The following is a 26,289-nucleotide window of genomic DNA, read 5'->3' as shown; positions in this document are numbered from 1 at the left end:
AGTTCGTCACCGATCTGTTCCGCAATGTGTGGATGGACCAGATCGTCATCGACGATCTGGAAGTGCATATGGCGGGCGCGCCGGCCTGGCTGGAATTCGACGATACCGGCACGATCCTGGTACAGTTCCACACCGTGCGCCCGGGCGAATACAGCTGGTCGATCCCCGATCTGAAGGACAAGGGTATGTCGGGAAAGATCACGATCAAGTGACGCTGGCCGGAGACGGTCAGGCTATGACGGTTTCATCGGAAGGCGTCATAGTGCGCATCGCGCCATAAGGAACAACCGCGTGCAGCATGTGAGGACACAAGGAGAAGGCGTGACGGCAGCACTCGAGGTTGCCGCCGTCAGCCATTTTTATGGCCAGAAGCAAGCGCTCGACGCCGTCTCTTTCTCGATCGCCCCGGCGACTTTTACCGTCCTTCTGGGCCTCAACGGGGCCGGCAAGACCACGCTGTTCTCGCTGATCAGCCATCTTTACGATACCCGCCAAGGCTCGATCCGTATCTTCGGCCACGACATCAGCCGCACTTCCGGCGAAGCATTGCGGCGTGTCGGCATCGTCTTCCAGGCGCGCACGCTCGATCTCGATCTCACCGTCCACCAGAACCTCGCCTACCACGCCGCGCTGCATGGCATCGGCAGCCGCGAAGCCAGGCAGCGCATCGGGGCGCTGCTGGAAACGGTCGATATGCAAGGCCGTCAGCACGACAAGGCGCGCAGTCTTTCGGGCGGCCAGATGCGCCGCATCGAGATCGCCAGAGCCCTACTGCACCGCCCGTCGCTGCTTCTGCTCGACGAGGCGACGGTCGGGCTCGACATTCAATCCCGCGCCGGCATTCTCGCCACCATCCGCAAGCTTGTCGAAACCGAGGGGATCGGCGTTTTGTGGGCCACGCATCTGATCGACGAGGTCGAGATCGGCGACGACGGCGTGGTGTTGCGGCAAGGCAGGCTGGTAGCCAAGGGCAAGATGTCCGATGTCGTCGCCGCCACCGGCGCCGGGTCGATCCGCGCGGCCTTTTCAAAGCTCAGCGGGATCGAACCAGCGGAACTGATGCCATGAGCAACCCAGGAACAAGCAAGCCGGGAATGCCCGAACAGGCCATCGACGCGGTCGCGGTGCGGTCCGAACCGTTCGGCCTGCAACACTATCTCATTTGCCTCAAGGGCATCGTGCTGCGTGAGTTGCTGCGCTTCCTGCATCAACGCGAGCGCTTCATCTCCTCGCTGGTGCGGCCGCTGATCTGGCTGTTCATTTTCGCCGCCGGATTCCGCCAGGTGCTCGGCGTGTCGATCATCCCGCCCTACAAGACATATGTTCTCTACGAGGTCTACATCACGCCAGGCCTTTGCGGCATGATCCTGTTGTTTGCCGGCATGCAGTCGTCGCTGTCGATGGTCTACGACCGCGAAATGGGCAATATGCGCACGCTGCTGGTCAGCCCGTTTCCGCGCTGGTTCCTGCTGGTGTCGAAGATGCTCGCAGGCGTGTCCGTATCCATCGCGCAGGTCTACGCGTTTCTGCTGGTCGCCTGGTTCTGGGGGGTCAAGGGGCCGCCGCTCGGCTATCTGTTCATCCTGCCGGCGCTGTTCCTGTCCGGCACGATGCTGTGCGCGCTCGGGCTGCTTTTGTCTTCGATGATAAAACAACTCGAGAATTTCGCCGGCATCATGAATTTCGTGATCTTTCCGGCCTATTTCGCCTCTCCGGCACTTTATCCCTTGTGGCGAATTCAGGAGGCGAGCCCCCTGCTCTACAAGATTTGCCTGGCCAATCCGTTTACCTATGCGGTCGAACTGATCCGGTTTGCGTTCTACGGTCAGCTTGACCTGGTATCGCTGGGCGTGGTTACCGGCTGCATGCTGCTGTTTCTTGGCGGCGCCATTGTCGCCTACGACCCTTCACGCGGCTTGATGAGCCGCAAACACGACACGGGAGGAAATGCCTGATGGCACGGATCGTTCATGTCGGCGGCCTGATTGCGGTTGCCCTGTTCCTGACGACGGCAAACGCCGGCGCGGCCAATGCCGACCCCGACTGGCCCTGCATCCAGCGCAAGGTGCCGCAACTTTCTCCCGGCCAGTTCTGGAACGGGCCGGAACTGCCTGAGACGGCGAAGGACTGGGCGAAGGATGCCGGCGTTTCAGCCTTGGTGGAGGAGGTGGCGGCGCGGCGCGTGCCGCTTGAAGAAGCCGAGAAGAAAATCGGCGACTTCGCAAGCGCCTTGCCGGCGGATCAGCGTGAGCCGCGCCTGACGATGCTCGTGCAGGGTCTGTTCGACCATATGAGCGCCGAGCGCTCTCACGTCATGACCGGGATAAGCCGTTATGCCCACAAGCAGATCGAAATGGCGGCACAGTTGCGCAAGACTTCGTCAGCGGTCGATGCGCTGCGTGAAAAGCCCGATGCAAATCCCGACGCCGTCGAGCGGCAAACCGATCAACTGACCTTTGCCACCCGGATCTACCAGGAGCGCGTGCAATCGCTGACCTATGTCTGCGATGTGCCGACGATCATCGAGCAACGGCTTTACCAACTGGACAAGACGATCGCGCAGATACTGGCGAAGAAGTAGCCTTCTCCGGGAGGCTATCGGCCATGCGTCCGCCGAGACGCACGGCCGATTGTCATTCTGTGCCGGCTATTTTTGGGCCGGCTACTTCGAAAACTGTTTCAGGTAGGCGATGACGTTGGCTACGTCCTCGTCCTTCTTGAGGCCAGCGAAAGCCATCTTGTTGCCCTTGATCGCCGCCTTGGGGTCGTGAAGATAGGTCGCCAGCGTTGCGTCATCCCATTTGGTCCCGGATTTTCCAGCCTCGATCATGGCCGGGGAATATTTGAACCCTTCATGGGTGCCGGCCACCCGCCCAATCACGTGGTTCAGGGACGGCCCGACCTTGTTCTTGTCCGTATCGGCGACATGGCAAGCCTTGCACTTGGCAAAGACCTTCTCACCCGCCGCGGCATCCTGGGCCTGGGCTTGCCCGGCAATTCCGACCGCTGCGGACAAGGCAGCAAAAAACACTAACGCGCGCATGGTATCTCCTCACTGATCGTCATGGTGCCCTAGACGATTGAACACGCCGATGCCTCGATACGACCGGGCGACGGCACCTTCAAGCCAAAAGGCTAACCCCCGGGCCGGGTAAGTCAACAGGATATGAATTTTGCACCTGCAACGAGCCGCCCCCCGGCCTTTCGTCCTGTTGACGCTTTTTGGACGAGCGCGTAGCCTCAAGCGGTTCCATTTCCCGTCGGGCACCTCGGGAACTGACAGTCGGCGAAATTGCCGAAGCGAAATTGCCGAAACAAGCGCCCTCGAACGCGTGGCAGGTGCTGCAATGAACATGATCGACCTGATCCTGACGGTTTGCCTGAGCACGAACCCAAGCAACTGCCGGGAGGAGCACCTGTATTTCGAGAGCCGGGGCTCGCTGCTGCAATGCATGTTCCTGGCTCCGAGCGAAATCGCGAAATGGTCAGAGCAGCACCCGACCAGGAAGGTCATGCGCTGGCGTTGCGCCTTCCCCAGCAAGGAGCGGTCGATCTGATCATCGGCGGACCGGAAGAAACGGGGCGGACCGGAAGGAAAGGCATGAATATTTCCCGACGCGCGGTACTTGGCATTGCCGCCTTAACGACGGCCACGGCCCTGGTCGCCAGGCCCGCCGCGTCTATCGCGGCGCCGCCGATACGGATCGGCGTGCTGAAATTCGGAACCGTGAGTTGGGAACTCGACACGCTGAAACAGCACGTCTTCGATACCGCCAACGGTATCGACCTCGAGATCACCTATTTCGCCGGAGAAGACGCAACCAATGTCGCCCTGCTGGCGGGCGCCACCGACATCATCGTCTCCGACTGGCTATGGGTGTCGCGGCTGCGATCGGAAGGAGAAGACCTGACGCTCGCCCCTTACTCGACGGCTGTCGGCGCCATCATGGTCCAGGACGCGTCGCCGATCCGCGCCATTCCCGACCTTGCGGGGAAAAAGATCGGCGTCGCCGGCGGTCCGCTCGACAAGAGCTGGCTCCTGATCCAGGCGCTGGCCCGGCGCGATCATGGCATGGACCTGACCAGCGCCTGTGAAGTCGTCTTCGGCGCACCGCCTTTGATTTCGGAAAAGGCGATGCAGGGCGAACTCGATGCGGTGCTGAATTTCTGGCATTTCTGCGCCCGGCTCGAAGCCAACGGCTTTCGCCGCCTGGTCGGGGCCGACGATGCTGCTGGCGCGCTCGGCGCTTCAGGCCCGGTATCGGCGCTGGGCTATGTTTTCCACGACAAATGGGCGAGCGCCAATGTCGCCGCCGTCAAGAGCTTCCTCAAGGCGTCCGCGCAGGCGAAGGACCTGTTGGCTAAATCCGATGCGGAATGGCTGCGTCTGGCCCCGATGGTGCGTGCACAGGGCAAGGTACTGGAAACGCTGCGCGACCGCTATCGCCAGGGCATTCCCAGACGGCCGGTGGCAAAAGAGGCCGCCGATGCCGCCACACTCTATCGCGTCCTGGCCAAGATCGGCGGCGAAAAACTGGTTGGGCCGTCGCCCGAAATGATGCCGGGCACTTTCTGGCCGGAACTCGACGGATGAAGCTGCCCGAAACGGATCATGGCGGAGGCGGTTCGCCAATTGCCCATGCGAAGCGGCATCCGGCGGCGGCCCTGATGCCCGCGTTGACGGTGGCGGTTTCGCTGCTTGGCCTCGGCCTGCTGTGGAGCGTCATGGCCGGTCTATGGCCAAGCCGGGCGTTCCCATCGCCGGGGCAGGTATGGCAGGTGTTGCTGCGCGAGGCCGCAAGCGGCGATCTCGCCTTTCATCTCAGCGTGACCTTGGCACGGGTTGCCGCCGCTTACGTCGTCGCCATGGTCATTGGCTCGGTGATCGGCGTTTTTCTTGGCATGCATCGGGGCGCGGATCGCTTTTTCAATCCCTGGGTCATCCTGTTTCTCAACATTCCCGCTCTTGTAGTCATTGTGCTCGCCTATATCTGGTTCGGCCTCAACGAGGTTGCGGCGATCGGCGCAGTCGCGGTCAACAAGATCCCGACGGTCGTTGTGACCATGCGCGAAGGAGCCCGGGCGCTGGAGCGCAGCTATGCCGAAATGGCCACCGTCTATCGCTTCAGCCGCATCGACCGCATCCGCCACATCCTATTGCCGCAACTCCAGCCCTATCTGGCGGCGGCCTCGCGATCCGGCATCGCGCTGATCTGGAAGATCGTGCTCGTGGTCGAACTGCTTGGCCGCTCCAACGGCGTCGGCTTCCAGATATACCTCTATTTCCAGCTCTTCGACGTCGCCGCCATCCTGGCCTATGCGCTGGCCTTCGTGGCAATCATGCTCGTTATCGAACTTCTCGTGGTGCAGCCTATTGAACGACATGCAACCCATTGGCGCCGCCGTCCCGCTTAGGGTCGAGATTGCCGAAAAGACCTTCCGGTCCGCGCACGGCGTCAGCGTCGCTGCGTTGAAAGACCTTTCCTTCAAGGTGAGGCAGGGCGAATTCGCCTGCCTGCTCGGCCCGTCCGGCTGCGGCAAGACCACGACGCTGCGTATCCTGCTTGGGCTCGACAAGGAATTTTCCGGAACCATCCAGTTGCCGCAGGGCGGCACCAACCGTATTGCCGCGGTATTCCAGGAGCCGACCCTGTTGCCGTGGCGCTCGGTCGAGCAGAATGTCAGGCTGGCGCTGCCCAAGAGCCTGAGAGACAAGAACCTCGACGGGCTGTTCAAGAGCCTGGGCCTCGCCGGCATGCAATCGCTGTACCCGTCCGAGCTGTCGCTCGGCATGGCGCGACGGGTGGCGCTCGCCCGCGCCTTCGCCACCGAACCGGCCATCCTTTTCCTGGACGAGCCTTTCGTCTCGCTTGACGAACACACGGCGCAACGGCTGCGTCATCTACTGATGACCGTCTGGTCGGCGCGGCCGACGACCGCCCTGATGGTGACGCATAATCTGCGCGAGGCGCTGATGCTGTCGGATCGGATCATCGTTCTGTCGGCGCGGCCGGCGCATGTACTGGGCGTGTTCGACGTGCGATTGCCGCGTGAAAATCGCAATCCGCAGGTGATGAGCGACCTGTTGCGGTCGTTTCATGCGAAATTCCCGGATGGGCAATGATGGCGCGCCGACAAAAGAACGACTTTGAGAGGTCGGTCGACCCGATGCGCCGCCGATTGATGCAAGGCTTCGCCTGCGTCTCGGCAAGTGCTGCGCTGCTGCCATGCTGCCTTGGGCGAATGGCCATGGCGGCTGGCACCGCCGAATTCTCGGCGAAAAAAATAGCCGAGGGCGTTTTCGCCCTGCAGGGTGTCGATGAACTGATGGCCGCTGAAAACGCTGGCGCGATTGCCAATCTGGGCTTCATCGTCGGCGCGGACGCGATAGCCGTGATCGATAGCGGCGGCAGCCTAGTCGAAGCCGAAGCCCTTCTCGCGGCAATCGCTAAAATAACCGACAAGCCGATCCGCTATCTGGTCAACACCCATATGCACCCGGACCATATTTTCGGTAACGCCGCGTTCAAGGCGATCGGTGCGACGATCGTCGGCCATCACAATCTGCCGCGCGCGCTTGACGCCCGAGGCGCATTCTATCTGCAAAGTTTTCGCGAACAGGTCGGCGACGCCCTGATGCAAGGCGTCGAGATCGTGCCGCCGACGTTGCTTGTCGAAGATCGGCTGCAGCTCGATCTTGGCGGGCGCATGCTGGAATTGCGGGCCTGGCAGGCGGCGCATACCGACAACGACCTGACCGTCCTCGACAGCGCGAGCAGTACGCTGTTTTCCGGCGACCTCGTCTTCGTGGGTTCGCTGCCGACGCTGGATGGATCACTGCTTGGCTGGCTTGGCCAGATGGACGCACTGGCCGCGATCAAGGCGGCGCGCGTGGTGCCGGGTCATGGGCCGGCGCCTTCGGCGTGGCCGCAGGCGCTTGCCGCCGAGCGACGCTATTTCGAGACCCTGGCCCGCGACATCCGCAAGGCGATCGCCGACGGAACACCGCTTGCCGAGGCGGTCAAGACGGCCGGAGGCAGCGAACGAAGCCACTGGGCGCTGTTCGACGATTACAACGAGCGCAACGCAACGGCGGCCTATGCCGAACTAGAGTGGGAATGATCCGCGCGTCCAGCTTCACCGTTTGCCAACGGCCCGGCGAGCGCCTATCATAAGCGCTTGCCTGGGCACCACCTCGACAACATCGGTGGAGGCTACCGAAATGGAAAAACGTGCTTCTCGAAGCCGCCGGCCCGCGTTGCCGCTGGCTATTCTGGCCGCCGCTGGCATTGCAATGGGTAGCCTTGTGGGGTTCAGCGGACCGGCCACCGCGCAGCAGACAACCGTCTCCTCCGAAAAGCTCTGGAACGGGATGAAAGGCGACGTCTTCGGCGACCGGCCGATTCTGATGGATACCGGCCTGGTCAAGATCGAGGCGCCCAAACGCGCGCAGGATGCCGCGATCGTGCCGGTCGACATCACCATCGATCCGACCAAGGCGCCCGAGGGCATCAAGTCCCTGACCCTAATCATCGACGCGAACCCGTCGCCAGTGGCCGCGACGATCGAGATCGGCAAGGGTGCCGGCGTGACGCATATTTCGACGCGCGTGCGCGTCAACGATTATTCCTATCTACGCGCCATTGCGGAAATGCCGAGCGGCGAACTGCACATGGCGCAAACCTTCGTCAAGGCATCGGGCGGATGCTCAGCGCCGGCGGTGAAGAACATGGACAAGGCCCTCGCCACGATGGGCAAGATGAAGCTGCGCCAGTTTCCGCCTCAGGACACGATGTCGAAAAGCGAGGATATTCAGTTGATGATTCGGCACCCGAATAATTCGGGGCTGCAGCGCGATCCGATCACCCAGTATTTCATCCCGGCCCATTTCATCCAGAAGCTGGCGATTTCGCAGGGTGACCGGCCGATCCTGTCGATGGAGGGCGGGATTTCGATCTCCGAAGACCCCAATTTCCGCTTCGACTTTTCGGCGCAAGGCACGGATAAACTCAATGTCGAGGCGGTGGATACGGACGGCAAGGTATTTCACGACCAATGGCCGCTGGAAGCGGCAGGACTCTGATCTGACGGTCCGCCATTCGCGTAGCAGCCAACGGACCAGCCCGGCATTGCGCTAAAAGCAGCGGACGTCGGCCTCTGCCTGCGCGCGCTTCAGTTCCGTTCGCGCCGCCTTGGCCGGTGCGCTTTCGCGAAACAGGCCCGCATTCTCGCCCGTGGTCAGGGACATGCTTTTGAAGGTTTCGGCCCTCTCGTAGCGTGGGTAAGGAAGAACCGAAGCAATCACATCGATTGAGCACGAGCAGCTTTCAAGCGCCTTGCGCGTCTGGCCGTTCACTTGCATGCAGCCAAGCACGTAGTCGGCCACTGTCGCCGTTGGATAGTCGCCCGCCGCGCTGGCGGGACCGGTGGCTGTCAACGTCGCGGCAAGAAGCGATGCGGCTGAAAATGCGAGTAACCGGATCATTTTGGAATCCTCCGATTGAGCGAGCGCTGGGTGCGGGCGGACCATCCAGGCAGTTTGGCAACGCGCATTGAAATCAGTCAAGCGCCAATGAGCAACATATAACATCAGGCGGCGTGGACGGTCAGGATTTGCGGCGTGGCCCAAGACTGTCTCCCGCAACAGCACCCGGAACGTTCATCCCCAGACTGCAATGTTGCCTTGTGCGGCTTGCCTGCCGACGGCAGCCAAGCATGGCGTTGCATAAGCGCTATTTTCCGCCCTGCTAGTTCATCCAAAGCAACTCCGGTCGTTCTATCGCACTTTCACGACAGGATTCCCGAAATGATATCCATAGCGTTGATGAAATCGACTATCCGATATTGTGAAATGGGTTTCCTTTGATATTTAAGTCTTTATATTGCACCGCATCATTTAATATATTGCAGTGCACCCAACGGCGTCGATTTGTGCTTGCTTATCATTTCTATCTGGCATAGCCTTTCCCTGTTTCCGGCTTCAAGGGCCTCACCGTCATTAGGGAGCGGTGAATGTCTTTCGTAGGCCAAGCGAGGTGGGTAGTAACGGTGCCCTCTGCTCGTCTGGCTTGGATCGTGACACGCTGCCGGAAATACTTCCCCCACATGAATCGCTTGGGCAAGCCCTCGTGGGCACAACGGTCGATTCATCATTGTGAACCCAGGGAGGATTTCGATGCGTGTACTCAAGAAAGCTACCTACCTACTAGCCGCTAGTGCGTTTTTATCGTGCGGTGTTTCCTTTAGTGCCTCCGCCAACGATGAGTTGGCAAAAATGGCGGCGAACCCGAACGATTGGGTGATGCAGACGGGCGATTACGCCAATACCCGTTATTCGCCACTCGATCAGATTACCAAGGACAATGTGAAGGACCTCCAGGTCAAATGGAGCTTCTCGACCGGCGTGTTGCGCGGCCATGAAGGCGGGCCGTTGATCATTGGCGACGTGATGTATGTTCACACGCCTTTCCCTAACATCGTCTATGCCCTGGATCTGAACAATGACGGCAAGATCCTGTGGAAGTACGAGCCCAAGCAGGATCCGAATGTCATTCCGATCATGTGCTGCGATACCGTCAACCGTGGCGTGGCTTATGCGCCCGCCGCAGACGACCATGCAGCATTGATCCTGCTCAACCAGGCGGACACAACTGTCGTGGCGATCGATGCCAAGACCGGCAAGCAAGTCTGGTCGGTCAAGAATGGCGATCAGACCGATGGCGGCAAGGGCGAATCCGGTACGGCCGCACCGGTGGTGGTCAAGGACAAGGTCCTTATCGGCATATCGGGCGCTGAATTCGGCGTTCGCGGCTCGCTGGCCGCCTACAATCTGAAGGACGGATCGCTGGCCTGGAGAGCCTATTCCACCGGTCCTGACTCCGAAACGCTGATCGATCCGGAAAAGACGACTGAGCTCGGCAAGCCCGTTGGTGCGGAATCCAGCACCAAGACCTGGGAAGGCGAGCAGTGGAAGACCGGCGGCGGCACGACCTGGGGCTGGTTCTCCTACGACCCCAAGCTGAACCTGGTCTATTACGGTACCGGCAACCCCTCGACCTGGAACCCGGTGCAGCGCCCCGGCGACAACAAATGGTCGATGACCATCATGGCCCGCGATGCGGATACCGGTGAAGCCAAGTGGCTCTACCAGATGACCCCGCATGACGAATGGGATTATGACGGCGTCAACGAGATGATCCTCGTCGACGGCATGGAGGTGAACGGCGCCAAGCATGACGTTCTGGTCCACTTCGACCGCAACGGCTTCGCCTACACTATGGACCGCGCCAACGGCGATCTGCTCGTTGCCGAGAAATACGATCCGACGGTGAACTGGGCGACCAAAGTCGACATGGATCCCAAGAGCGAGACCTATGGCCGACCGCTCGTCGATCCGAAATACTCGACCCAGCAGAACGGTGAAGACACCAACTCGGCGGGCATCTGCCCGGCCGCTCTTGGTACGAAGGACCAGCAGCCTGCGGCCTATTCGCCGAAGTCCGGGCTGTTCTACGTGCCGACCAACCATGTCTGCATGGACTATGAGCCCTACAAGGTAAGCTACACCGCCGGTCAGCCTTATGTGGGCGCCACCGTGTCGATGTATCCTGCCCCCGGCGGCGACGGCAACATGGGCAACTTCATTGCCTGGGATGCCGCCAAGGGTAAGATCGTCTGGTCCAAGCCCGAGCAGTTCTCGGTCTGGTCGGGCGCGCTGGCAACGGCTGGCGACGTGGTCTTCTACGGTACGCTCGAAGGCTACATCAAGGCGGTCGATCTCGATGGCAAGGAACTCTACAAGTTCAAGACGCCATCGGGCATCATCGGCAACGTCACGCCTTACGTTCATGACGGCAAGCAGTACATCGCGGTATTGTCAGGCGTCGGCGGCTGGGCCGGTATCGGTCTGGCAGGCGGACTGCTCTCCCCCGACAACGCTGCTGCTTGGCACGGCGCGGTCGATCAGGGCCGGGCACAAGGCGATGAAAGTGCCGTTGTCGGAACGGCAGGCCTTGGCGCGGTCGGCGGTTATGCGGCTCTTGCCGACTATACCGCTCTCGGTGGCCAGATCACCATCTTCGGTCTTCCGGACTGATTGACGGGAACCATCGCCAGGGCTCCCACCTTGTATGAGTTGGGAGCCCTGCATGGAAACGGGGGTCCGGATCGACACGTGATTCCGGGCTCTCTGTCCACCGCATAAACTGTAAAACCTTTCAACGTCGCTGCCTGTTGGCGCGCTGTATCGCTGCGAGATGAAGGAATATCGAACAATGAAGGTTCGCATTGCACTGTCGACCCTGGCCCTGACCCTTCTGCCCCTGATCTATTCATCAGGTGTCGTGCAGGCCGAAGATACGGCTGAAAAGGCTAAGGCCGTCAAAGAGGAAGGCGGCAAGTATTTCGATGCGGACGGGAACCCGACCTACAAGATAGAAGACGGCAAGGTCGACTGGTACACATTCAGCGGCTACCGTCGCTACCACTCCGACTGCCATGTCTGCCATGGACAGGACGGCATGGGGTCAAGCTACGCGCCGGCCCTCGCCACCTCCCTCAAGACCATCGACTACGCGAACTTCCTGGCCATCGTGGCCGCAGGACGCACCGACGTCGGCGGCGGCAAGGAAAGCGTCATGCCGGCCTTTGGCGACAACAAGAACGTCTATTGCTACATGGACGACATCTACGTCTATCTGCGCGCCCGCGCCGACGGTTCTGCGCCGCGCGGCAGGCCGCCCCAGCATGAGGACAAGTCGCAGGCAGCCAAGGATGCCGAAGCGGCGTGCATGGCCAATTGAGATGACCGCAGCCCGCAAGACCATGGCCGGTTTCGATACGTGGAAGATGTGGCGTATCGTGCTGCCCTTTGCCGGAGCGCTTGCGCTGCTGCCCTCGGGCGCGCAGGCGCAGAGCGCGGGACTTGGGGCAGCCGGCGAACTGGTCGACACGGACATTCTGCGCGTCTGCGCCGATCCGTCCAACATGCCTTTCACGGATAAAAGCGGCGAGGGTTTCGAAAACAAGCTCGCCGAACTGGTCGCGGCCAAGACCGGCCGCAAGTCGGTCGCCTATACGTGGTTTCCGACGATCATGGGCTTTGTTCGAAACACGCTCGGCGCCCATCGATGCGACATCATCATGGGTTACGCGCAAGGCGACGAGTTGGTGCAGAACACCAACGCCTATTATCGCTCTGCCTATGTGCTGGTCTATCCGAAGGGCGGCGATCTGGAAGGGGTGGAAACCCTTGAAGACCAGAAGCTCATGGGCAAGACGGTGGGCGTTGTCGAACGGACGCCGCCGACCGCCAACATGGCCATCAACAAGACGCTGCGGACCGCCAAGATCTATCCGCTGGCGGTCGATACCCGCAGCACCGAATCCATGGCCGAGCGCATGTATAAGGACATGGCGGCAAAAAAGATCGCCGCCGCCGTCCTGTGGGGGCCAATGGCCGGCTACTACGCCAAGGCAATGGGCGAGGACGTGACGATCGTGCCGCTGCTGAAGGAAAAGGACGCCAACCGGATGGCCTACCGCATCACCATGGGCGTGCGCCCCTCCGACCAGGAATGGAAGCGGACGCTCAACAAGGTGATCCGGGAGAACCAGCAGGAGATCAACAAGATCCTGCTCGACTACAACGTTCCGCTGATCGACGAACAAGACAAACCGATCACCCAATAGACGGGGCCGGACAAGATGAGGCCGGAATGCAACGGACAGGAACAGGAAAGGAAGCGATTTTGCTGCTTGCGGCGGGTTTTCTGGGCTTGAGCGGACCGGTATGGGCCGGCGGTGTCGATGAGCCCGCCGACTACCGGATGGACGAATACCGGGCGCCGGTACCGGATACGCTGCGCGGTGCGACAGTCGTTACCACCCAACAGGCGCAAGCGTTGTGGCAAGGGAAGAAAGCGGTGTTCGTCGATGTCATGCCCCATGCGCCCAAGCCAGCCAATTTGCCGGCCGGCACGATCTGGCGCGACAAGGTCAGGGACGATATTCCGGGCAGCATCTGGCTGGTCAATGTCGGCTATGGCGCGCTCTCGCAGGAAGCGAGCAGCTATTTCCAGCAAGGCCTGGAAGCCACTACCGGCGCGGACAAGAGCAGGCCGATCGTCTTCTACTGCATGACCGATTGCTGGATGTCGTGGAACGCGGCCAGGCGCGCCGTCGCGTTGGGGTATCGCTCGGTACACTGGTACCCAGTCGGCGCGGATGGATGGGCAAGTTCGGGCCTGCCGCTGGCGGAGAACACGCCCTATGTGCAACGAAACTAAAATGCGGACGAAAGTGCTTTCCAAATGACGTTTTCGAATTTCAAGGACCTGCCAATTCATTTGTCCATTTTCAGTTTTTGATGGACCGTCCGTTGCCTGTCAGTGCCCGGCAACGGACGCGTAACAGAAATCGGCCTTGAGGCTGGTAGAAGGAGAAAGACCATGAAGAAGAACTGGACGAAACCGACCATGTGCCAGGTTGCCGCTGGCTTTGAAATTTCGCGGTATATGCCGGCTGAAATCACTCCCAAGAAGTAGGCCGCGCAGGTGCGTGCCTCTGGCGACAGAGGCACGCACTACCTTGCGGGCGAATTTGTGAGCGGGCTTTTGACGTGCATCGCACGGGAGTTGTCTTGTTGCGCCTGCAACCTGTCCCGGCATTCAGTGGTTTTTCTGGCAGGGATTTTTCTGGCAGGGATTTTTCTGGCAGGGATGTTTCGGTCGGGGACTTTTCGGCCGGGGTTTTTGCGGGCCGGGCATTGTCATGCGCTTTAAGATTATTGGATCCGCCGCAGGTGGCGGTTTTCCGCAATGGAATTGCAATTACCGACTGAGCAAGGGCGCACGGGCGGAGCAGACCGGCATGCAACGGCGTACGCAATCGAGCCTCGCTGCGTCGAGCGACGGTCTTGGCTGGGTGCTGTTCAACGCCTCCCCTGACATCAATCAGCAGATCGCGCAGACGCCCGAACTGCAACCGGCCGCCAATGCGCCGCTGCGCTCGACGCCGATCCGCGCCGTGGTGCTGACCAATGCCGATGTCGATCACATCGCCGGCCTGCTCAGCCTGCGTGAGCGCCAACCTTTCGCCCTCTACGCGACAAGGCAAGTTCTCGCGACCTTGCGCGATAACAGCATCTTCAACGTGCTCGACCCTTCGGTTGTGCCCCGGCGCCTGCTTCCGCAGGCAGGCGAACTGGCGGTCTGTGACGCGAAGGGTGCGCCAACCGGCGTGACCATCGAAAGCTTTTCGGTGAGCGGGAAAGTCGCGCTCTTCCTGGAAGACAGCAGCCACCCGCAGGCCGATTTCAGTTCCGACGCCGGCGATACGATCGGGGTGCGCATCCGCCCCGATGACGGCAAAGCAGCACTGTTCTACATTCCCGCCTGCGCCCGCATCGACGCCGCCCTGCGGAGCCGCCTCACCGGCGCCGCCTGTGTCCTATTCGACGGCACCGTCTTCACCGACGACGAAATGATCACCGCCGGCGTCGGCCACAAGACCGGCGCGCGCATGGGGCATATCGCCATGACGGGCGACACCGGCTCGCTTGCCGGGCTGGCCGGCGTCGAAATCGGCCGGCGCATCTTCGTCCACATCAACAACACCAATCCGGTGCTCGACGAGAATTCGGCCGAACACGCCATCGTCAAGGCGGCGGGGTGGGAAGTCGGCCATGACGGCATGGAGATAGAACTGTGACTGATTTCCATGATGCGGCCAAAGGCGGCCTGTCGCGCGCCGAATTGCAGGACGTTCTGCATCAGGTGGGCACGGAGCGCTATCACAACCGCCACCCCTACCATCACCGCATGACCAGCGGCGACCTGTCGAAGACCGAGCTTCAGGCATGGGCGCTCAACCGCTACTGTTACCAGGCTGTCATCCCGCGCAAGGATGCGATGATCCTCGCCCGCGCCGAGGACCCGGCCTTTCGCGCTGCCTGGCGCAAGCGGATCGAGGACCATGACGGCGAGGACGGCTGGAGCGGCGGCATCGCACGCTGGTTGCATCTGGCGACCTCGCTCGGCCTCGACGCCGAGGACGTGAAAAGCGAGCGGCTGGCCTTGCCGGCCACGCGCTTCGCCGTCGGCGCCTATCTGTCGTTTTGCACCAACCGCACGCTGTTCGAGGCGGTCGCCTCGTCGCTGACCGAGTTGTTCTCGCCGGTCATCATCAACGAGCGCGTTCCGGCGATGCTAAAAAGATACGACTATGTGACCGAGGACACGCTTTCCTATTTCACGCGGCGGCCCGAACAGGCGGCGCGCGATTCCGAATTCGCGCTGGCCTATGTGCTCGAGCATGCCGACACGCCGCAGCGCCAGCAGCAGGCAATCGACGCGCTGGACTTCAAATGCTCGCTCCTGTGGGCGATGCTCGACGCGCTCCAGCATGCCTATGGCGAGGGCGGGAACATCCCGCCCGGTGCTTTTCGGCCGGGAGACGTACGGTGACCGCGCTGCGGGAACGGGCGCTGATTTCGCTGGCGTCCGTGCCGGCGCTGCCAAAACATGTGCGCATCCAGTACGATCCGGTGCGGCAGGCTTTTGCGGTGCTGTCGCCGGAAAAGGTTTTTTGGCCGAACGATATCAGCCTCGACATCCTGCGCCACTGTGACGGGCACGCGACTGTCGAAAAAATCATCGCCGCGCTCGCGACGGAGTACAATGCCGACGCCTCTGACGTATCGGACGACGTCACCGCCTTCCTGCAGGAATGGTCCGACAAGCTTCTGGTGACACTATGAACGCTCCCCTTCTCCCGCCGATCGGCATGCTGGCCGAACTGACCCATCGTTGTCCCCTGCAATGTCCCTATTGCTCCAACCCGGTCGAGCTTTTGAAAGCCAACCGCGAGATGGACACGCAAGGCTGGCTCGACCTGTTCGGGCAGGCGGCGGACCTTGGCGTACTGCAAGTGCATCTGTCGGGCGGCGAGCCGACCTTGCGCCGCGATCTCGAACAGATGATTGCAACGCTGTCGGCACGCGGCGTCTACACCAATCTCATCACCGCCGGCGTCGGCATCGCCGCCGGCCGCATCGAAGCGTTTGCGGATGCGGGGCTCGACCATCTGCAACTGAGCTTTCAGGGCGCGCGGCCGGAAACCACGGCGCTCATCAGCCACCAGCGCGGCAGCCACGAGAAGAAACTGGAGACGGCGCGGCGCGCCCGCGCCGCCGGCCTGCCGCTCACCATCAATGCGCCGATCCACCGTCACAATATCGAGGAAGTGCCGGAGTTTATCGAGCTTGCCCTGTCGCTGGACGCGGAGCGGATCGAAATCGCCAATGTGCAATATGCCGGCTGGGCGCTGACGAACCGCGACGCGTTGATGCCAGACCGCGACGCGGTCTATCGGCAGGCCGATTTCGTCGAGGCAGCGCGTGAAAAATATGCCGGCATCATGACCATCGATTTCGTCACGCCGGACTATTTCGCCATGTACCCGAAGCCGTGCATGGGCGGCTGGGCGCGCGACGCCTTCATGGTCGCGCCGAACGGCACCGTGCTGCCCTGCCACGCCGCGCATACGATTCCCTCGCTGCATTTCGAGCGCTTCGGCGACCGCCCGCTGGCGCAGATATGGACGGACTCGCCGGCGTTCAACGCCTTTCGCGGCACCGACTGGATGCAGGAACCGTGCCGGACATGCGAGCGGCGCGACATCGATTTCGGCGGCTGCCGATGCCAGGCGATGGCGATTGCCGGCGATGCCGCCGCGACCGACCCGGCCTGCATCAAATCGCCGATCCATGCCCGCATGGCGGCCCTTGTCGATGAGGCGCAACGCAACGCCCAGGCGGCGGCGGCCAACGAACCCTTCGTCTATCGGCGCATAACCGCCGCGACGGAGCCCGTCTGAATCCAGATAGAAATGCGTAGCCGGTAGCCGGGTGTCACCCAGCTACAAAGAACGCGATCGATGAATGGTCGAAGGGTGGACGGTCGACGGGAAAATCAGAACCGCCGAGGCCAAATTCCCCGGCGGTTCTGATCCGGCTTCCGAAACCGCACGGCGGTTCCGGAAGTATGCATCGTTCGGCGGGGGCGCGGCTACTTCGCGGCGGCCTTGGCGGCGTCGATCCAGCCGTCGAACTTTTCCTGATGTGCCTTGATCCATTCGTCGGCCTGGCGATCGAGGTCGGCGGGCTTGCTCTCGCCCTTATACATCTGCGCATTCTGGGCGAAGATGTCCTCCAGCGGGATGCTCATTTCCTCGAACAGCTTCTTGGCCGCCGGGTTCTCCTCAAGGAACTTGTCGTTGGCCACGACCTGGATGTCATTGGCCGGCCAGCCCATTTCACAAGGATCGTCGGCGCAGCCCGTCACGCCCGGGATCGAGGTGTGCGCTTCCATGTCCTTCTGGTCGGCGGGCAGGTCCGGCTTCTTGACCTGGAGCCACACCACGTCCTGGCCGGGCTTCAGCAGGCCGACGGTCCAGTTCGGCGTCCAGGTGTAGAAGAAGATCGGCTTGCCCTCCTCATAGCGGCTGATCGCATCGGCCATCGAGGCCGAATAAGCCGCCTGGATCGGCTGGACGGTGTCGCCCAGCCCGTACGCCTTCATCTGGTAAGTGATCGTCAGTTCGCAGCCCCAGCCGGGCGGGCACGCGACCAGATCCGCCTTGCCGTCGCCATTGTCGTCGAACAACTTGGCAATCTCGGGCTTCTTGAAGTCCTCCAGATACTTGATGTTGTGGGCGTCGGCGGTCTTCTTGTCGATCAAATAGCCCTGCAACGCGCCGCCCCTGGCGACGTAGCCCACCGTGCTGGCCTTGCCCTTGAGGTCCTCGAGATAGGTGTTGTGCAGCGGAAACCAGCCACTGGCCCAGAAGTCCATGTCGCCCTGTGCGACCGCCTGGTAGAAGGGCGGATTATCAAGTGCTGTCGGTCCTTCGACCTTGTAGCCCAGCGCCTCTACCGCCTTCTTGTAGATTTGCGCCTGGAACCATTCGGTATCCCAGGTCGGCTGGCCCATTTTCACGGTCTTTCCCTCTCCGGGCAGAGACTGCGCCTGGATGGGGGCCGCGCCCAGCACAATCGATGCCAGTACGAAACCAGCGCCTGTCAGAAATCTTCCCATAGTCATTTTCAGGTTCTCCTCCTTCTTGCTGCGCCGCGCGCAGCCTTTGCCGAACTCATGCCCCTGAGAGGCTCCCTGCCGCCGCGCCGCGCTTGCGCCGAGCGGGTTTTTGCCGCTTTGCCGTAGCATCGGCATCGCCCAGCGCCTGCGTCACCCGGTCGAGGATGATCGCCATCAGCACGATGCCGAGACCGCCGATGCTTGCATAGCCGACGTCGAGCCGACCGAGGCCGGTATAGACCGTGAGGCCAAGACCGCCGGCGCCGATCAATGCGCCGATCACCGTCATCGACAGCGCCAGCATCAGCGTCTGGTTGACGCCCGTCATGATGGTGCGCATCGCCAGCGGAAACTGAATTTCCCACAGGATCTGGCGCGGGGTGGAACCGAAGGCGCGGCCGGCTTCCACCAGTTCTTCCTGCACCTGGCGGATGCCGAGATTGGTCAGGCGCACCAGCGGCGGCAACGCAAAGATGATGGTGGCGATCACCGCCGGCACCATACCGATGCCGAACAGCATGACGATCGGCACCAGATAGACGAACGATGGGATCGTCTGCATCACATCGAGCACGGGACGGATAACCGCTGCCGTCCGGTCGCTGCGGGCTGCGGCAATGCCGAGCGGAATGCCGATGATGATGCAGAACACGACGGCCGTGACAACCATGGCAAATGTAATCATCGTTTCCTGCCAGAGGCCGATCCAGTCGAGCAGCACCAGCGAAACCAGCGTAAAGATAGCCACGCCGCGGCCTGCCCATCGCCACGCGGCGAACACGGCCAGCACCACGAGAACAATGAACGGCACGGCCAGAAGCAGCGCCTGCAACCCGTCCAGTATCTGCGAGATCGGCCATTGCATGGCCCGAAACATCGGCCTGAACGTCGGCACCAGCCAACCGCGAACCAGCGTCTGGATCCAGGTGTCGAGCGGCAGGTTCCCGTAATGCGAAGGCTGGGCAAGGTCTGCAACCGCCTGCAGGCGGGTCACTACATCCGACGCCATCTTCATCTGCTCCCTTGCTCGGCTGGCGTGCCGGCCAGCGCGGCGGCCACGTCCGCAGCCGACACCACGCCTTCCGGCTTGCCTTCCCCACCCATCACGACGATCGGCCCGGAAGCGCCGACGAGCGCGAACACTTCGTGCAGCCGCCGGCTGCCGTCGATTTTTGCGGCCCCGTTGGCGAGCATGGCGTCGAGCGCGCCTGCCTCGGTCTGCTGCCGGATCGCCGAGCGCACCGGAAGCACGCGGCCACGGTCTATGTCGCGCGTGAAGGCGGCTACATAATCGTCGGCGGGATTCAGCACGATGTCGGCCGGCCGGCCGACCTGCGCGAAACGGCCGTCTTTCATCACCGCCACATGATGGCCAAGCGTCAGCGCCTCGTTCAGATCGTGGGTGATGAAGATGATGGTGGTGCGATAGCGGCGCTGAAGTTCGATCAATTCACCCTGCATGTCGCGGCGGATCAGCGGATCGAGCGCGCTGAAGGGCTCGTCCATGAGAAGGATCTCGGGATCGAGCGCCAAGGCGCGGGCAAGGCCGACACGCTGCTGCATTCCGCCGGAAAGATCGGCGGGGTAGCGGTCGGCCCAATTGCCGAGGCCGACGCTGTCCAGTGTCTTCACTGCCTTGGCGCGGCGCTCGGGCTTGGCCATGCCGCGCATCTTGAGGCCGTATTCGACGTTTTCGGCCACCGTGCGGTGCGGCAACAGCGCAAAATGCTGGAAGACCATGGTAATCTTTTCCAGGCGGATCGCGCGCAGCCTTTCCTCCGAAGCGGTAAGGATGTCCTCGCCATTGATCGCGATCTCGCCCGAAGTGGGCTGCTGCAAGCGGTTCAGGCAGCGCACCAGCGTGGACTTGCCCGAGCCGGAAAGCCCCATCACCACGAAAATCTCGCCAGCATCGACCGAGAAGGAGACATCGTTGATGGCTAGCACCGCGCCGGTCTGCTCCAGTATCTGGGCTTTCGAGGCGCCGTCACGCGCCAGCCTCAGCGCCTCGGCGGGGTTCGCGCCGAACGCCTTGCTGAGACCACGCACTTCGATTCGGCGGGGCTGGACGGCAGTTCCCGCGACGCTATTTTCGGACGCATCATTCATCAAAAAAAGGCCACGAACAGCGCGCGGGCCAAGCCGGCGGGCAAGGGCCGAATATTCCGAATGTGCCTGTCATGGCAACTCCTCCCCCGCGCGACGGTGCCCCTCCACAGGCATGACCGCCGTCGCATGGCATGATTTCAAGCTTGAAGCCTGTTTGTAAAGTGCACGGTCGCGAATGTGACCCATGATCTACGGTAATGCAAACGGGCCGGATTCTAGCCCACACCAACCGGCGTCGGCTCTACGGTTTCGGACCGGATCCAGCGCAGAAAGGCCTCGACCGGGGGTTTCGCCGCATGATCCTGCTTCAGCACGACGAAATAAGCCTCGCGCGTGCGCAGCGATTCAGCTGAAACGCGCACGAGCTGGTTGCGGTCGACGAGGTCGTGCACCAGCCGGTTCCAGCCGAGCGCGATACCCTCGCCCCGCATGGCAGCATGAATGGCGTCCGTATAGAAATTGCAGCTCAAGGTGACGTTGCGCGCTTCGCCGTCATAGCCGAAAGCGCGCAACCATTGCTCCCAGCCGGTCCAGGTCGCGTCCTGCGAATCGCTGACGATGAGACTATGGCTGGCGAGGTCGGCCACGCAGTCCGGCGAGCCGTGCTTCGCCAGGTATTCCGGGCTGCATACGGGAAACACATCGTCGTTGAACAGGGCGATCACCTTGCCGTCCTGCCATTTGCCGTCGCCATAGCGGATGGCCACGTCGATGTCTTCCCGCAGCAGGTTGAAGTTGCCGTCCTGCGTCACGATCCTGAGCTTGACGTCGGGATTGGTGCGGCGGAAGTCGGAAATCTTGGGCAGCAGCCAGAAATGGGTGAAGGCGACGGAGGCGGCGATGGTCAACTCGCCCGACTTCTTGTCGCTGGCGATGGCCTGCACCGTGCGCGCAATGATGCCCAACGCTTCGGACATCGACTTCGACAAGGCGCGGCCGCGCTCGGTCAGTTCGATCGAGCGGTGCAGGCGGCGAAACAACGGAAAGCCCAGATCCTCTTCAAGCGCCTGCACCTGACGGCTGACGGCGGCTTGCGTAATGCCAAGCTCGGCCGCGCCCTTGGTGAAGCTTGCATGTCGCGCGGCGGCCTCGAAGACCACCAGCGAAGTCATGGACGGGAGCCGGCGGCGGAATCCAGACATGAGCCTGCCTTATGCGTAACATGCGAAAAAGTGACCTTGACTCGGTTATCGCATAACGGATGCTCATGCACAGTGGCTTTTTGCGTCGCGGCCGCGCCAAAGCGCGACTGCACTGCGTACTGAAGCCCTGTCGAGGAAAGGTTTTTGCGATGACTGTAGCTGCCGAGATGGAAAGCCCGCGCGAGCATCGCCGCGAGCGCGGGGGACGCAGCGCCCGGCGTGAGCAGCGCTCGCATCCAACGGCAGGGCTGCACCGGCCCTATATCGTGCGCGGCATTCCAACCTACGACATCATGTCGGAGGAGAACCTTGTCCGTATCGAAGACACGGCCGACCGCATCCTGGCCGAAATCGGCATCGAGTTTCGCGACGATCCCGTTGCGCTCGACCACTGGAAGCGCGCCGGCGCCAAGATTGACGGCGTCCTGGTAAAATTCGAGCCCGGCATGCTGCGTGATATACTCAAGACGGCTCCGGCCCAATTCACCCAGCACGCACGCAACCCGTCCAGTTCCGTCGAGATCGGCGGCAAGAGCGTGGTGTTCTCACCGGCCTATGGCTCGCCCTTCGTCATGGATATCGACAAGGGCCGCCGTTACGGCACCATCGAGGACTTCCGCAATTTCGTGAAACTGGCGCAGTCGTCGCCCTGGCTGCACCATTCCGGCGGCACCATCTGCGAGCCGGTCGACGTGCCGGTCAACAAGCGCCACCTCGACATGGTCTACAGCCACATCAAATATTCCGATCGCGGGTTCATGGGCTCGGTCACTTCCGAGCAGCGGGCGGAAGATTCCATCGATATGGCGCGCCTCGTCTTCGGCGAGAAATTCACGGACGAGAACTGCGTTATCCTCGGCAACGTCAACGTCAACTCGCCGCTGGTCTGGGACGCCACCATGACCACGGCATTGCGCGCCTATGCCCGCTCCAACCAGGCGGCGGTGATCGTGCCCTTCATCCTGGGCGGTGCCATGGGACCGGTGACCAATGCCGGCGCCATCGCGCAGTCGCTGGCCGAAACCATGGCCGGCTGCGCGCTGACGCAGCTCGAGCGGCCGGGCGCGCCGGTAATCTTCGGCAATTTTTTATCCTCGATGTCGCTGCGCTCCGGTTCGCCGACCTTCGGCACGCCGGAACCGGCGATCGGCTCGATGGTGATCGGGCAGTTGGCGCGCCGGCTGAACCTGCCGCTGCGCTGCTCCGGCAATTTCACCACATCGAAACTGCCGGACGCGCATGCGATGAACGAAGGCACCATGTCGATGCTGGCCGCCGTGCATTGCGGGGCGAATTTCATCCTGCATTCGGCCGGTTTCCTCGACGGGCTGTTGTCGATGTCCTATGAGAAGTTCGTCATGGACGCTGATTTCTGCGGCGCGCTGCACACCTATCTCGACGGCGTCAAGGTGGACGACAACCAGCTTGCACTCGACGCCTTCCGCGAGGTCGGACCCGGCAGCCACTTCTTCGGTTCGCAGCACACGCTGGCGAATTACGAGACGGCCTTCTGGGATTCGGAAATCGCCGACAACGAAAATTACGAGAAGTGGGAGGCAAACGGCTCGCAAGATGCCGCCATTCGCGCCAACAAGCGCTGGAAGGCGACCCTGGCGGATTATGAAGCGCCGCCGCTCGACGAAGGCATCGACGAAGCGCTGCAGGATTTCATGGCACGCCGCAAAGCGGCCGCTGCGGACGCCTGGTATTGAGACCTTGCCGTTCCGCCACATCTAACGGCATGCCTGCGCCCGCCTAGCGAGCGTAGGCTATTCAGCGGCCAAAGCTGGCCCGTCATCGATGGTGTTGACGGGGCTTTGCATATTCTGGTTGGACGCAGCGGCGATCCTCTTCTTCGGCTCGCGGCCGAAGAAGAGCGCGTATCCGGCGGGCAGGACCAGAATGGTCAGGACGGTCGCCACGAGAATGCCGCCCATCATGGCATAGGCGAGCGGCCCCCAGAACACGCCGCGCGAGATCGGATACAGCGCCAGAACCGCCGTCAGCGCCGTCAGCGTGATCGGCCGGAAGCGGCTGACGGCGGCCCCGATGATCGCCTCGGTCCGCACCATGCCGGCCGCGATGTTCTGGTCGATCTGGTCGACGAGAATGATCGAATTGCGCATGATGATGCCGAGCAGCGCGATGACGCCGAGGATGGCGACGAAGCCGAACGGCGCGCCGCTGATCAACAGCGCGGCGGCAGCGCCGATGATGCCCAGCGGGCCGGTCGCCAGCACCAGCATCGCCTTGCCGAAATGCTGAAGCTGCACCATCAGAAGCAGGACGATGACGACGAGCATGATCGGCGCCTTGGCGGCTATGGAAGCCTGGCTTTCGGCTGAATCCTCCGCGCCGCCCTGAACCTCGACCTTGTAGCCGGCCGGCAGGTTTGCGCGCAGATCCTTCATGCCGTCGAAAAGCTTGGTGACGACGTCGTTGGCCTGCACCCCGTCCGGCAAGGTCGCGCGCACGGAAATGGTCGGCAGCCGGTCGCGCCGCCATTCGATGCCTTGCTGCATGACGGGCACGACCTTGGCGATCTGCGAGACCGGCACGAAGCCGCCGAAATCCGTGGGCACATAGACCGATGCGACGGCCGATAGCAGCGAACGGCTCGCGGCCGGCTCACGGGCAACGATCGAAACGGTTTCCTCGCCGTCGCGGAACGTGCCGAGCGGCGCGCCGGACATGGCGGTCTGCAGCATCTGGCGCACGCGCTGCGAGGTGACGCCGAGCGCACGGGCGCGATCCTGGTTGATCACCAGTTTCATGGCCGGCACCGGCTCCAGCCAGTCGTCATGCACCGCACTCAGCAGCGGCTCGGCCGAAAACCGCGCCTTGACCTCGTCGGCGATCCTGCGCACCTCCTGCCGGTCCGGACCCATCACCCGCATCTGCACCGGCCAGCCGGTCGGCGGGCCGAGGAACAGGCGGTCGACCTTGGCGCGGATGGACGGAAAGTCCTGCGCAAGCACCGACCGCAGCTTGACGATCAGGCGTTCCCGCGCCGGTTCGTCATTGGCCATCACCAGAAGCTGGGCGAAGTTCGGATTGGCGAGTTGCTGGTCGAGCGGCAGGAAGAAGCGCGGCGCGCCCTCGCCGATATAGGTGGCGATGAACTTCTTGTCGGGGTCGTCCATCATCTTGGCTTCGAGCGCCTTGGCCTGCACCTCGACCTCCTTGATCGAGGTGCCTTCGGGCAGCCATAGATCGACGAGGATCTCGGGCCGCTCGGACTGCGGGAAGAAGTTCTGCGGGATGAACTGGAACGACCACAAGCTGGCGGCGAAGGTCGCCACCGTCAGGGTGAGCACGATCAGCCGGTGGCGCACGGCCCAGCCGATGCTCGCCCTGAGGCGGCGATAGAAGCGCGTGTCGAACACATCGTGATGCTGCCCCGCATGCCGGCGCTGCTTCAGGATCATATAGCCGAACCACGGTGTGAAATAGACCGCCACGAACCAGGAGACGATCAGAGCGATACCCACGACGTAGAACAGCGAGCGGACATATTCGCCGGCAGCAGACGCAGCAAAGCCGACCGGGATGAAGCCGGCGACGGTGATCAGCGTGCCGGTCAGCATCGGGAAGGCGGTCGAACTATAGGCAAAGCCCGCCGCATCGAGCTTTTCCAGCCCTTCCTCCAGCTTGCGCTCCATCAGTTCCACGACGATCATCGCGTCGTCGACCAGAAGGCCGAGCGCGATGATGAGGGCGCCGAGCGAAATGCGCTGCAGGTCTATGCCAAGCTCGTACATGATGGCGAAAGTGGCGGAGAGCACCAACGGGATGGCAATGGCGATGACCAGCCCCGACCGCCAGCCGATCGACAGGAACGACACCATCAGCACGATGACCAGCGCCTCGCCGAGCGCCCGCATGAACTCGCCGATGGCGTCCGCCACCACATGCGGCTGGTTGGCGATCTGGTCGACCGAGACGCCATAGGGCAGCGAAGCCTCGAAACGCTTGTAGGTTTCCTCGATGGCGGCGCCCACGTCGGTGACCTTGAAGCCGTTCGCCATCACCACACCAATCTGCACGCTGTCGTGGCCGTCGAAGCGGTATTTGCGCTGGACCGGGTCCTGAAGGCCGGAGGTCACCGTGGCGATGTCGCCGAGCCGGGTGACCTGGTTGCCGGTGCGCAGGCGCAATTCCCTTATGTCTTCCGCCCGCTTCACGTCGCCCTCGACGGAAATGCGCACCGAGCGCGTGCCAGTATCGACCACGCCCGCCGGATCGACGGTATTCTGGCCGTTGATGGCGTTTTGCAGGTCGGGAAGCGTCAACCCACGTTCGGCGAGCGCCTTGGAGGAGACGTCGATGTAGATGACTTGCGGCTGATCGCCGATGATGACGGCCTTTTCGACGCCCGGCGTCGTCAAAAGCATGTCGCGCGCCTGGATGGCGAACGCCTTGAGTTCCGGATAGGTGAAACCGTCGCCGCTGATCGAATGCAGCGTGACGAAGGTATCGCCGAACTCGTCGTTGAAAAAGGGGCCGAGCAGGCCCTGTGGCAGGTCGCCTTCGATGTCGCCGACCTTTTTGCGCACCTGGTAGAAGGCATCCGCCACCTCCGCCGCGTCGGTGTCGCCCTTGATCTGCACCATGATGGTGGCGCTGCCGGGCCGCGAATACGACTTCACGAAATCGAGGTGCGGCGTTTCCTGAAGCTTGCGCTCGATCTTGTTGACGACCTGGTCTTCCATGTCCTGCAAGGATGCGCCGGGCCAGACAGCCTGCACGACCATGACGCGGAAGGTGAATTCGGGGTCCTCGCGCTGCCCCATGCGCATCAGGCCGAGCACACCGGCGACGATGATCAGCCCTACCAGGAAGCGGGCAATACTGGGATGGCCGATCGCCCAGCGCGAAAGGTTGAAAGGGTTCTTGTCAGCGGAGGTCGTCATGGCCGCCTCTTCTTCTTGGTTGGCCGCAGG

The 26,289-nt window shown here is 62.2% G+C and carries 25 protein-coding genes and 1 pseudogene; 19 read left to right on the top strand and 7 right to left on the bottom strand.

Translation table 11 applies throughout. The features are described from left to right. From ACX3P0_RS12150 to ACX3P0_RS12135, 4 genes and pseudogenes are all read left to right on the top strand, one after another. Window positions 1-212: pseudogene (locus ACX3P0_RS12150) on the top strand (hypothetical protein); the annotation flags it as partial. A gap of 79 nt (window positions 213-291) precedes the next feature. Beyond that, a complete protein-coding gene (locus ACX3P0_RS12145; protein ID WP_459088737.1) occupies window positions 292-1,068 on the top strand; it encodes an ATP-binding cassette domain-containing protein in 777 nt (258 codons plus the stop codon). A gap of 26 nt (window positions 1,069-1,094) precedes the next feature. Further along, window positions 1,095-1,955: an ABC transporter permease gene (locus tag ACX3P0_RS12140; RefSeq protein WP_459088761.1), complete on the top strand. Its 861-nt coding sequence runs from the start codon at window positions 1,095-1,097 to the stop codon at window positions 1,953-1,955. Then, entirely contained in the window at window positions 1,955-2,581 is a 627-nt protein-coding gene (locus ACX3P0_RS12135) for a hypothetical protein (RefSeq protein WP_459077652.1), read from the top strand. Before ACX3P0_RS12140 ends, ACX3P0_RS12135 begins: the two co-directional genes overlap by 1 nt. Window positions 2,582-2,662: 81 nt before the next feature. Here ACX3P0_RS12135 and ACX3P0_RS12130 read toward each other — a convergent pair whose 3' ends face one another. Further along, window positions 2,663-3,043, bottom strand: coding sequence for a c-type cytochrome (locus ACX3P0_RS12130; protein WP_459077651.1), 381 nt, complete (start codon window positions 3,041-3,043; stop codon window positions 2,663-2,665). A gap of 304 nt (window positions 3,044-3,347) precedes the next feature. Between ACX3P0_RS12130 and ACX3P0_RS12125 the strand changes: the two genes are divergently transcribed. The 6 genes from ACX3P0_RS12125 to ACX3P0_RS12100 all read left to right on the top strand — a co-directional run bounded on the left by ACX3P0_RS12125 (window position 3,348) and on the right by ACX3P0_RS12100 (window position 8,083). After that, window positions 3,348-3,557 (top strand): hypothetical protein, encoded by a 210-nt coding sequence (locus ACX3P0_RS12125; RefSeq protein WP_459077650.1) that lies wholly within the window; start codon window positions 3,348-3,350, stop codon window positions 3,555-3,557. Between the two features lie 44 nt (window positions 3,558-3,601). Continuing rightward, window positions 3,602-4,594 carry an ABC transporter substrate-binding protein gene (locus ACX3P0_RS12120; RefSeq protein ID WP_459077649.1) on the top strand — a complete coding sequence of 331 codons (993 nt, stop codon included), beginning with the start codon at window positions 3,602-3,604 and terminating at the stop codon, window positions 4,592-4,594. Further along, window positions 4,591-5,415 carry an ABC transporter permease gene (locus ACX3P0_RS12115; RefSeq protein ID WP_459077648.1) on the top strand — a complete coding sequence of 275 codons (825 nt, stop codon included), beginning with the start codon at window positions 4,591-4,593 and terminating at the stop codon, window positions 5,413-5,415. Before ACX3P0_RS12120 ends, ACX3P0_RS12115 begins: the two co-directional genes overlap by 4 nt. Further along, window positions 5,384-6,124 (top strand): ABC transporter ATP-binding protein, encoded by a 741-nt coding sequence (locus tag ACX3P0_RS12110; RefSeq protein WP_459088735.1) that lies wholly within the window; start codon window positions 5,384-5,386, stop codon window positions 6,122-6,124. Before ACX3P0_RS12115 ends, ACX3P0_RS12110 begins: the two co-directional genes overlap by 32 nt. Window positions 6,125-6,249: 125 nt before the next feature. Further along, on the top strand, window positions 6,250-7,122 hold the full coding sequence (locus tag ACX3P0_RS12105; RefSeq protein WP_459088733.1) for a quinoprotein relay system zinc metallohydrolase 2: 873 nt from the start codon (window positions 6,250-6,252) through the stop codon (window positions 7,120-7,122). A 100-nt stretch (window positions 7,123-7,222) separates the two neighbouring features. Further along, a complete protein-coding gene (locus ACX3P0_RS12100; protein ID WP_459088731.1) occupies window positions 7,223-8,083 on the top strand; it encodes a quinoprotein dehydrogenase-associated SoxYZ-like carrier in 861 nt (286 codons plus the stop codon). 51 nt (window positions 8,084-8,134) lie between these two features. On the opposite strand, the gene ACX3P0_RS12095 is transcribed toward ACX3P0_RS12100, so the two are convergent. Beyond that, window positions 8,135-8,485, bottom strand: coding sequence for a hypothetical protein (locus tag ACX3P0_RS12095; RefSeq protein WP_459077910.1), 351 nt, complete (start codon window positions 8,483-8,485; stop codon window positions 8,135-8,137). Between the two features lie 690 nt (window positions 8,486-9,175). Here ACX3P0_RS12095 and ACX3P0_RS12090 point away from each other — a divergent pair. The 8 genes from ACX3P0_RS12090 (at window position 9,176) to pqqE (ending at window position 16,875) form a co-directional block, all read left to right on the top strand. Further along, window positions 9,176-11,095, top strand: a complete 1,920-nt coding sequence (locus ACX3P0_RS12090; protein ID WP_459088729.1) for a methanol/ethanol family PQQ-dependent dehydrogenase — start codon at window positions 9,176-9,178, stop codon at window positions 11,093-11,095. A 178-nt stretch (window positions 11,096-11,273) separates the two neighbouring features. After that, on the top strand, window positions 11,274-11,801 hold the full coding sequence (locus ACX3P0_RS12085; protein WP_459077645.1) for a c-type cytochrome, methanol metabolism-related: 528 nt from the start codon (window positions 11,274-11,276) through the stop codon (window positions 11,799-11,801). 1 nt (window position 11,802) lies between these two features. Beyond that, window positions 11,803-12,690 carry a quinoprotein dehydrogenase-associated putative ABC transporter substrate-binding protein gene (locus ACX3P0_RS12080; protein ID WP_459088727.1) on the top strand — a complete coding sequence of 296 codons (888 nt, stop codon included), beginning with the start codon at window positions 11,803-11,805 and terminating at the stop codon, window positions 12,688-12,690. A 26-nt stretch (window positions 12,691-12,716) separates the two neighbouring features. Continuing rightward, window positions 12,717-13,286 carry a PQQ-dependent catabolism-associated CXXCW motif protein gene (locus ACX3P0_RS12075; protein ID WP_459077643.1) on the top strand — a complete coding sequence of 190 codons (570 nt, stop codon included), beginning with the start codon at window positions 12,717-12,719 and terminating at the stop codon, window positions 13,284-13,286. 484 nt (window positions 13,287-13,770) lie between these two features. Further along, on the top strand, window positions 13,771-14,709 hold the full coding sequence (gene pqqB, locus ACX3P0_RS12070; protein ID WP_459088725.1) for a pyrroloquinoline quinone biosynthesis protein PqqB: 939 nt from the start codon (window positions 13,771-13,773) through the stop codon (window positions 14,707-14,709). Next, window positions 14,706-15,464, top strand: coding sequence for a pyrroloquinoline-quinone synthase PqqC (gene pqqC, locus ACX3P0_RS12065; RefSeq protein WP_459088723.1), 759 nt, complete (start codon window positions 14,706-14,708; stop codon window positions 15,462-15,464). The genes pqqB and pqqC overlap by 4 nt, the downstream gene beginning before the upstream one ends. Beyond that, window positions 15,461-15,757, top strand: a complete 297-nt coding sequence (pqqD, locus tag ACX3P0_RS12060) for a pyrroloquinoline quinone biosynthesis peptide chaperone PqqD (protein WP_459077640.1) — start codon at window positions 15,461-15,463, stop codon at window positions 15,755-15,757. The genes pqqC and pqqD overlap by 4 nt, the downstream gene beginning before the upstream one ends. Then, window positions 15,754-16,875, top strand: a complete 1,122-nt coding sequence (pqqE, locus tag ACX3P0_RS12055) for a pyrroloquinoline quinone biosynthesis protein PqqE (RefSeq protein WP_459077639.1) — start codon at window positions 15,754-15,756, stop codon at window positions 16,873-16,875. Before pqqD ends, pqqE begins: the two co-directional genes overlap by 4 nt. Window positions 16,876-17,066: 191 nt before the next feature. Here the strand turns inward: pqqE and proX are convergent, their stop codons facing one another. The 4 genes from proX to ACX3P0_RS12035 form a co-directional block, all read right to left on the bottom strand. Next, window positions 17,067-18,101 carry a glycine betaine/L-proline ABC transporter substrate-binding protein ProX gene (gene proX, locus ACX3P0_RS12050; protein WP_459088721.1) on the bottom strand — a complete coding sequence of 345 codons (1,035 nt, stop codon included), beginning with the start codon at window positions 18,099-18,101 and terminating at the stop codon, window positions 17,067-17,069. A 49-nt stretch (window positions 18,102-18,150) separates the two neighbouring features. Next, window positions 18,151-19,104: an ABC transporter permease gene (locus tag ACX3P0_RS12045; protein ID WP_459088719.1), complete on the bottom strand. Its 954-nt coding sequence runs from the start codon at window positions 19,102-19,104 to the stop codon at window positions 18,151-18,153. 2 nt (window positions 19,105-19,106) lie between these two features. Then, window positions 19,107-20,144: a quaternary amine ABC transporter ATP-binding protein gene (locus ACX3P0_RS12040; RefSeq protein WP_459088717.1), complete on the bottom strand. Its 1,038-nt coding sequence runs from the start codon at window positions 20,142-20,144 to the stop codon at window positions 19,107-19,109. Window positions 20,145-20,419: 275 nt separating this feature from the next. Continuing rightward, window positions 20,420-21,346 (bottom strand): LysR substrate-binding domain-containing protein, encoded by a 927-nt coding sequence (locus ACX3P0_RS12035; RefSeq protein WP_459088715.1) that lies wholly within the window; start codon window positions 21,344-21,346, stop codon window positions 20,420-20,422. 149 nt (window positions 21,347-21,495) lie between these two features. Here ACX3P0_RS12035 and ACX3P0_RS12030 point away from each other — a divergent pair, with 149 nt between their 5' ends. Continuing rightward, window positions 21,496-23,058: a trimethylamine methyltransferase family protein gene (locus ACX3P0_RS12030; RefSeq protein WP_459088713.1), complete on the top strand. Its 1,563-nt coding sequence runs from the start codon at window positions 21,496-21,498 to the stop codon at window positions 23,056-23,058. A gap of 57 nt (window positions 23,059-23,115) precedes the next feature. On the opposite strand, the gene ACX3P0_RS12025 is transcribed toward ACX3P0_RS12030, so the two are convergent. Continuing rightward, window positions 23,116-26,259: an efflux RND transporter permease subunit gene (locus tag ACX3P0_RS12025; RefSeq protein ID WP_459088711.1), complete on the bottom strand. Its 3,144-nt coding sequence runs from the start codon at window positions 26,257-26,259 to the stop codon at window positions 23,116-23,118. Window positions 26,260-26,289: the final 30 nt, after the last annotated feature.

The sequence above is a fragment of the Mesorhizobium sp. A556 genome, assembly GCF_054489545.1.
Note: the sequence above shows the minus strand (reverse complement) of the source record. Positions and strands in the feature narration are given on the sequence as shown.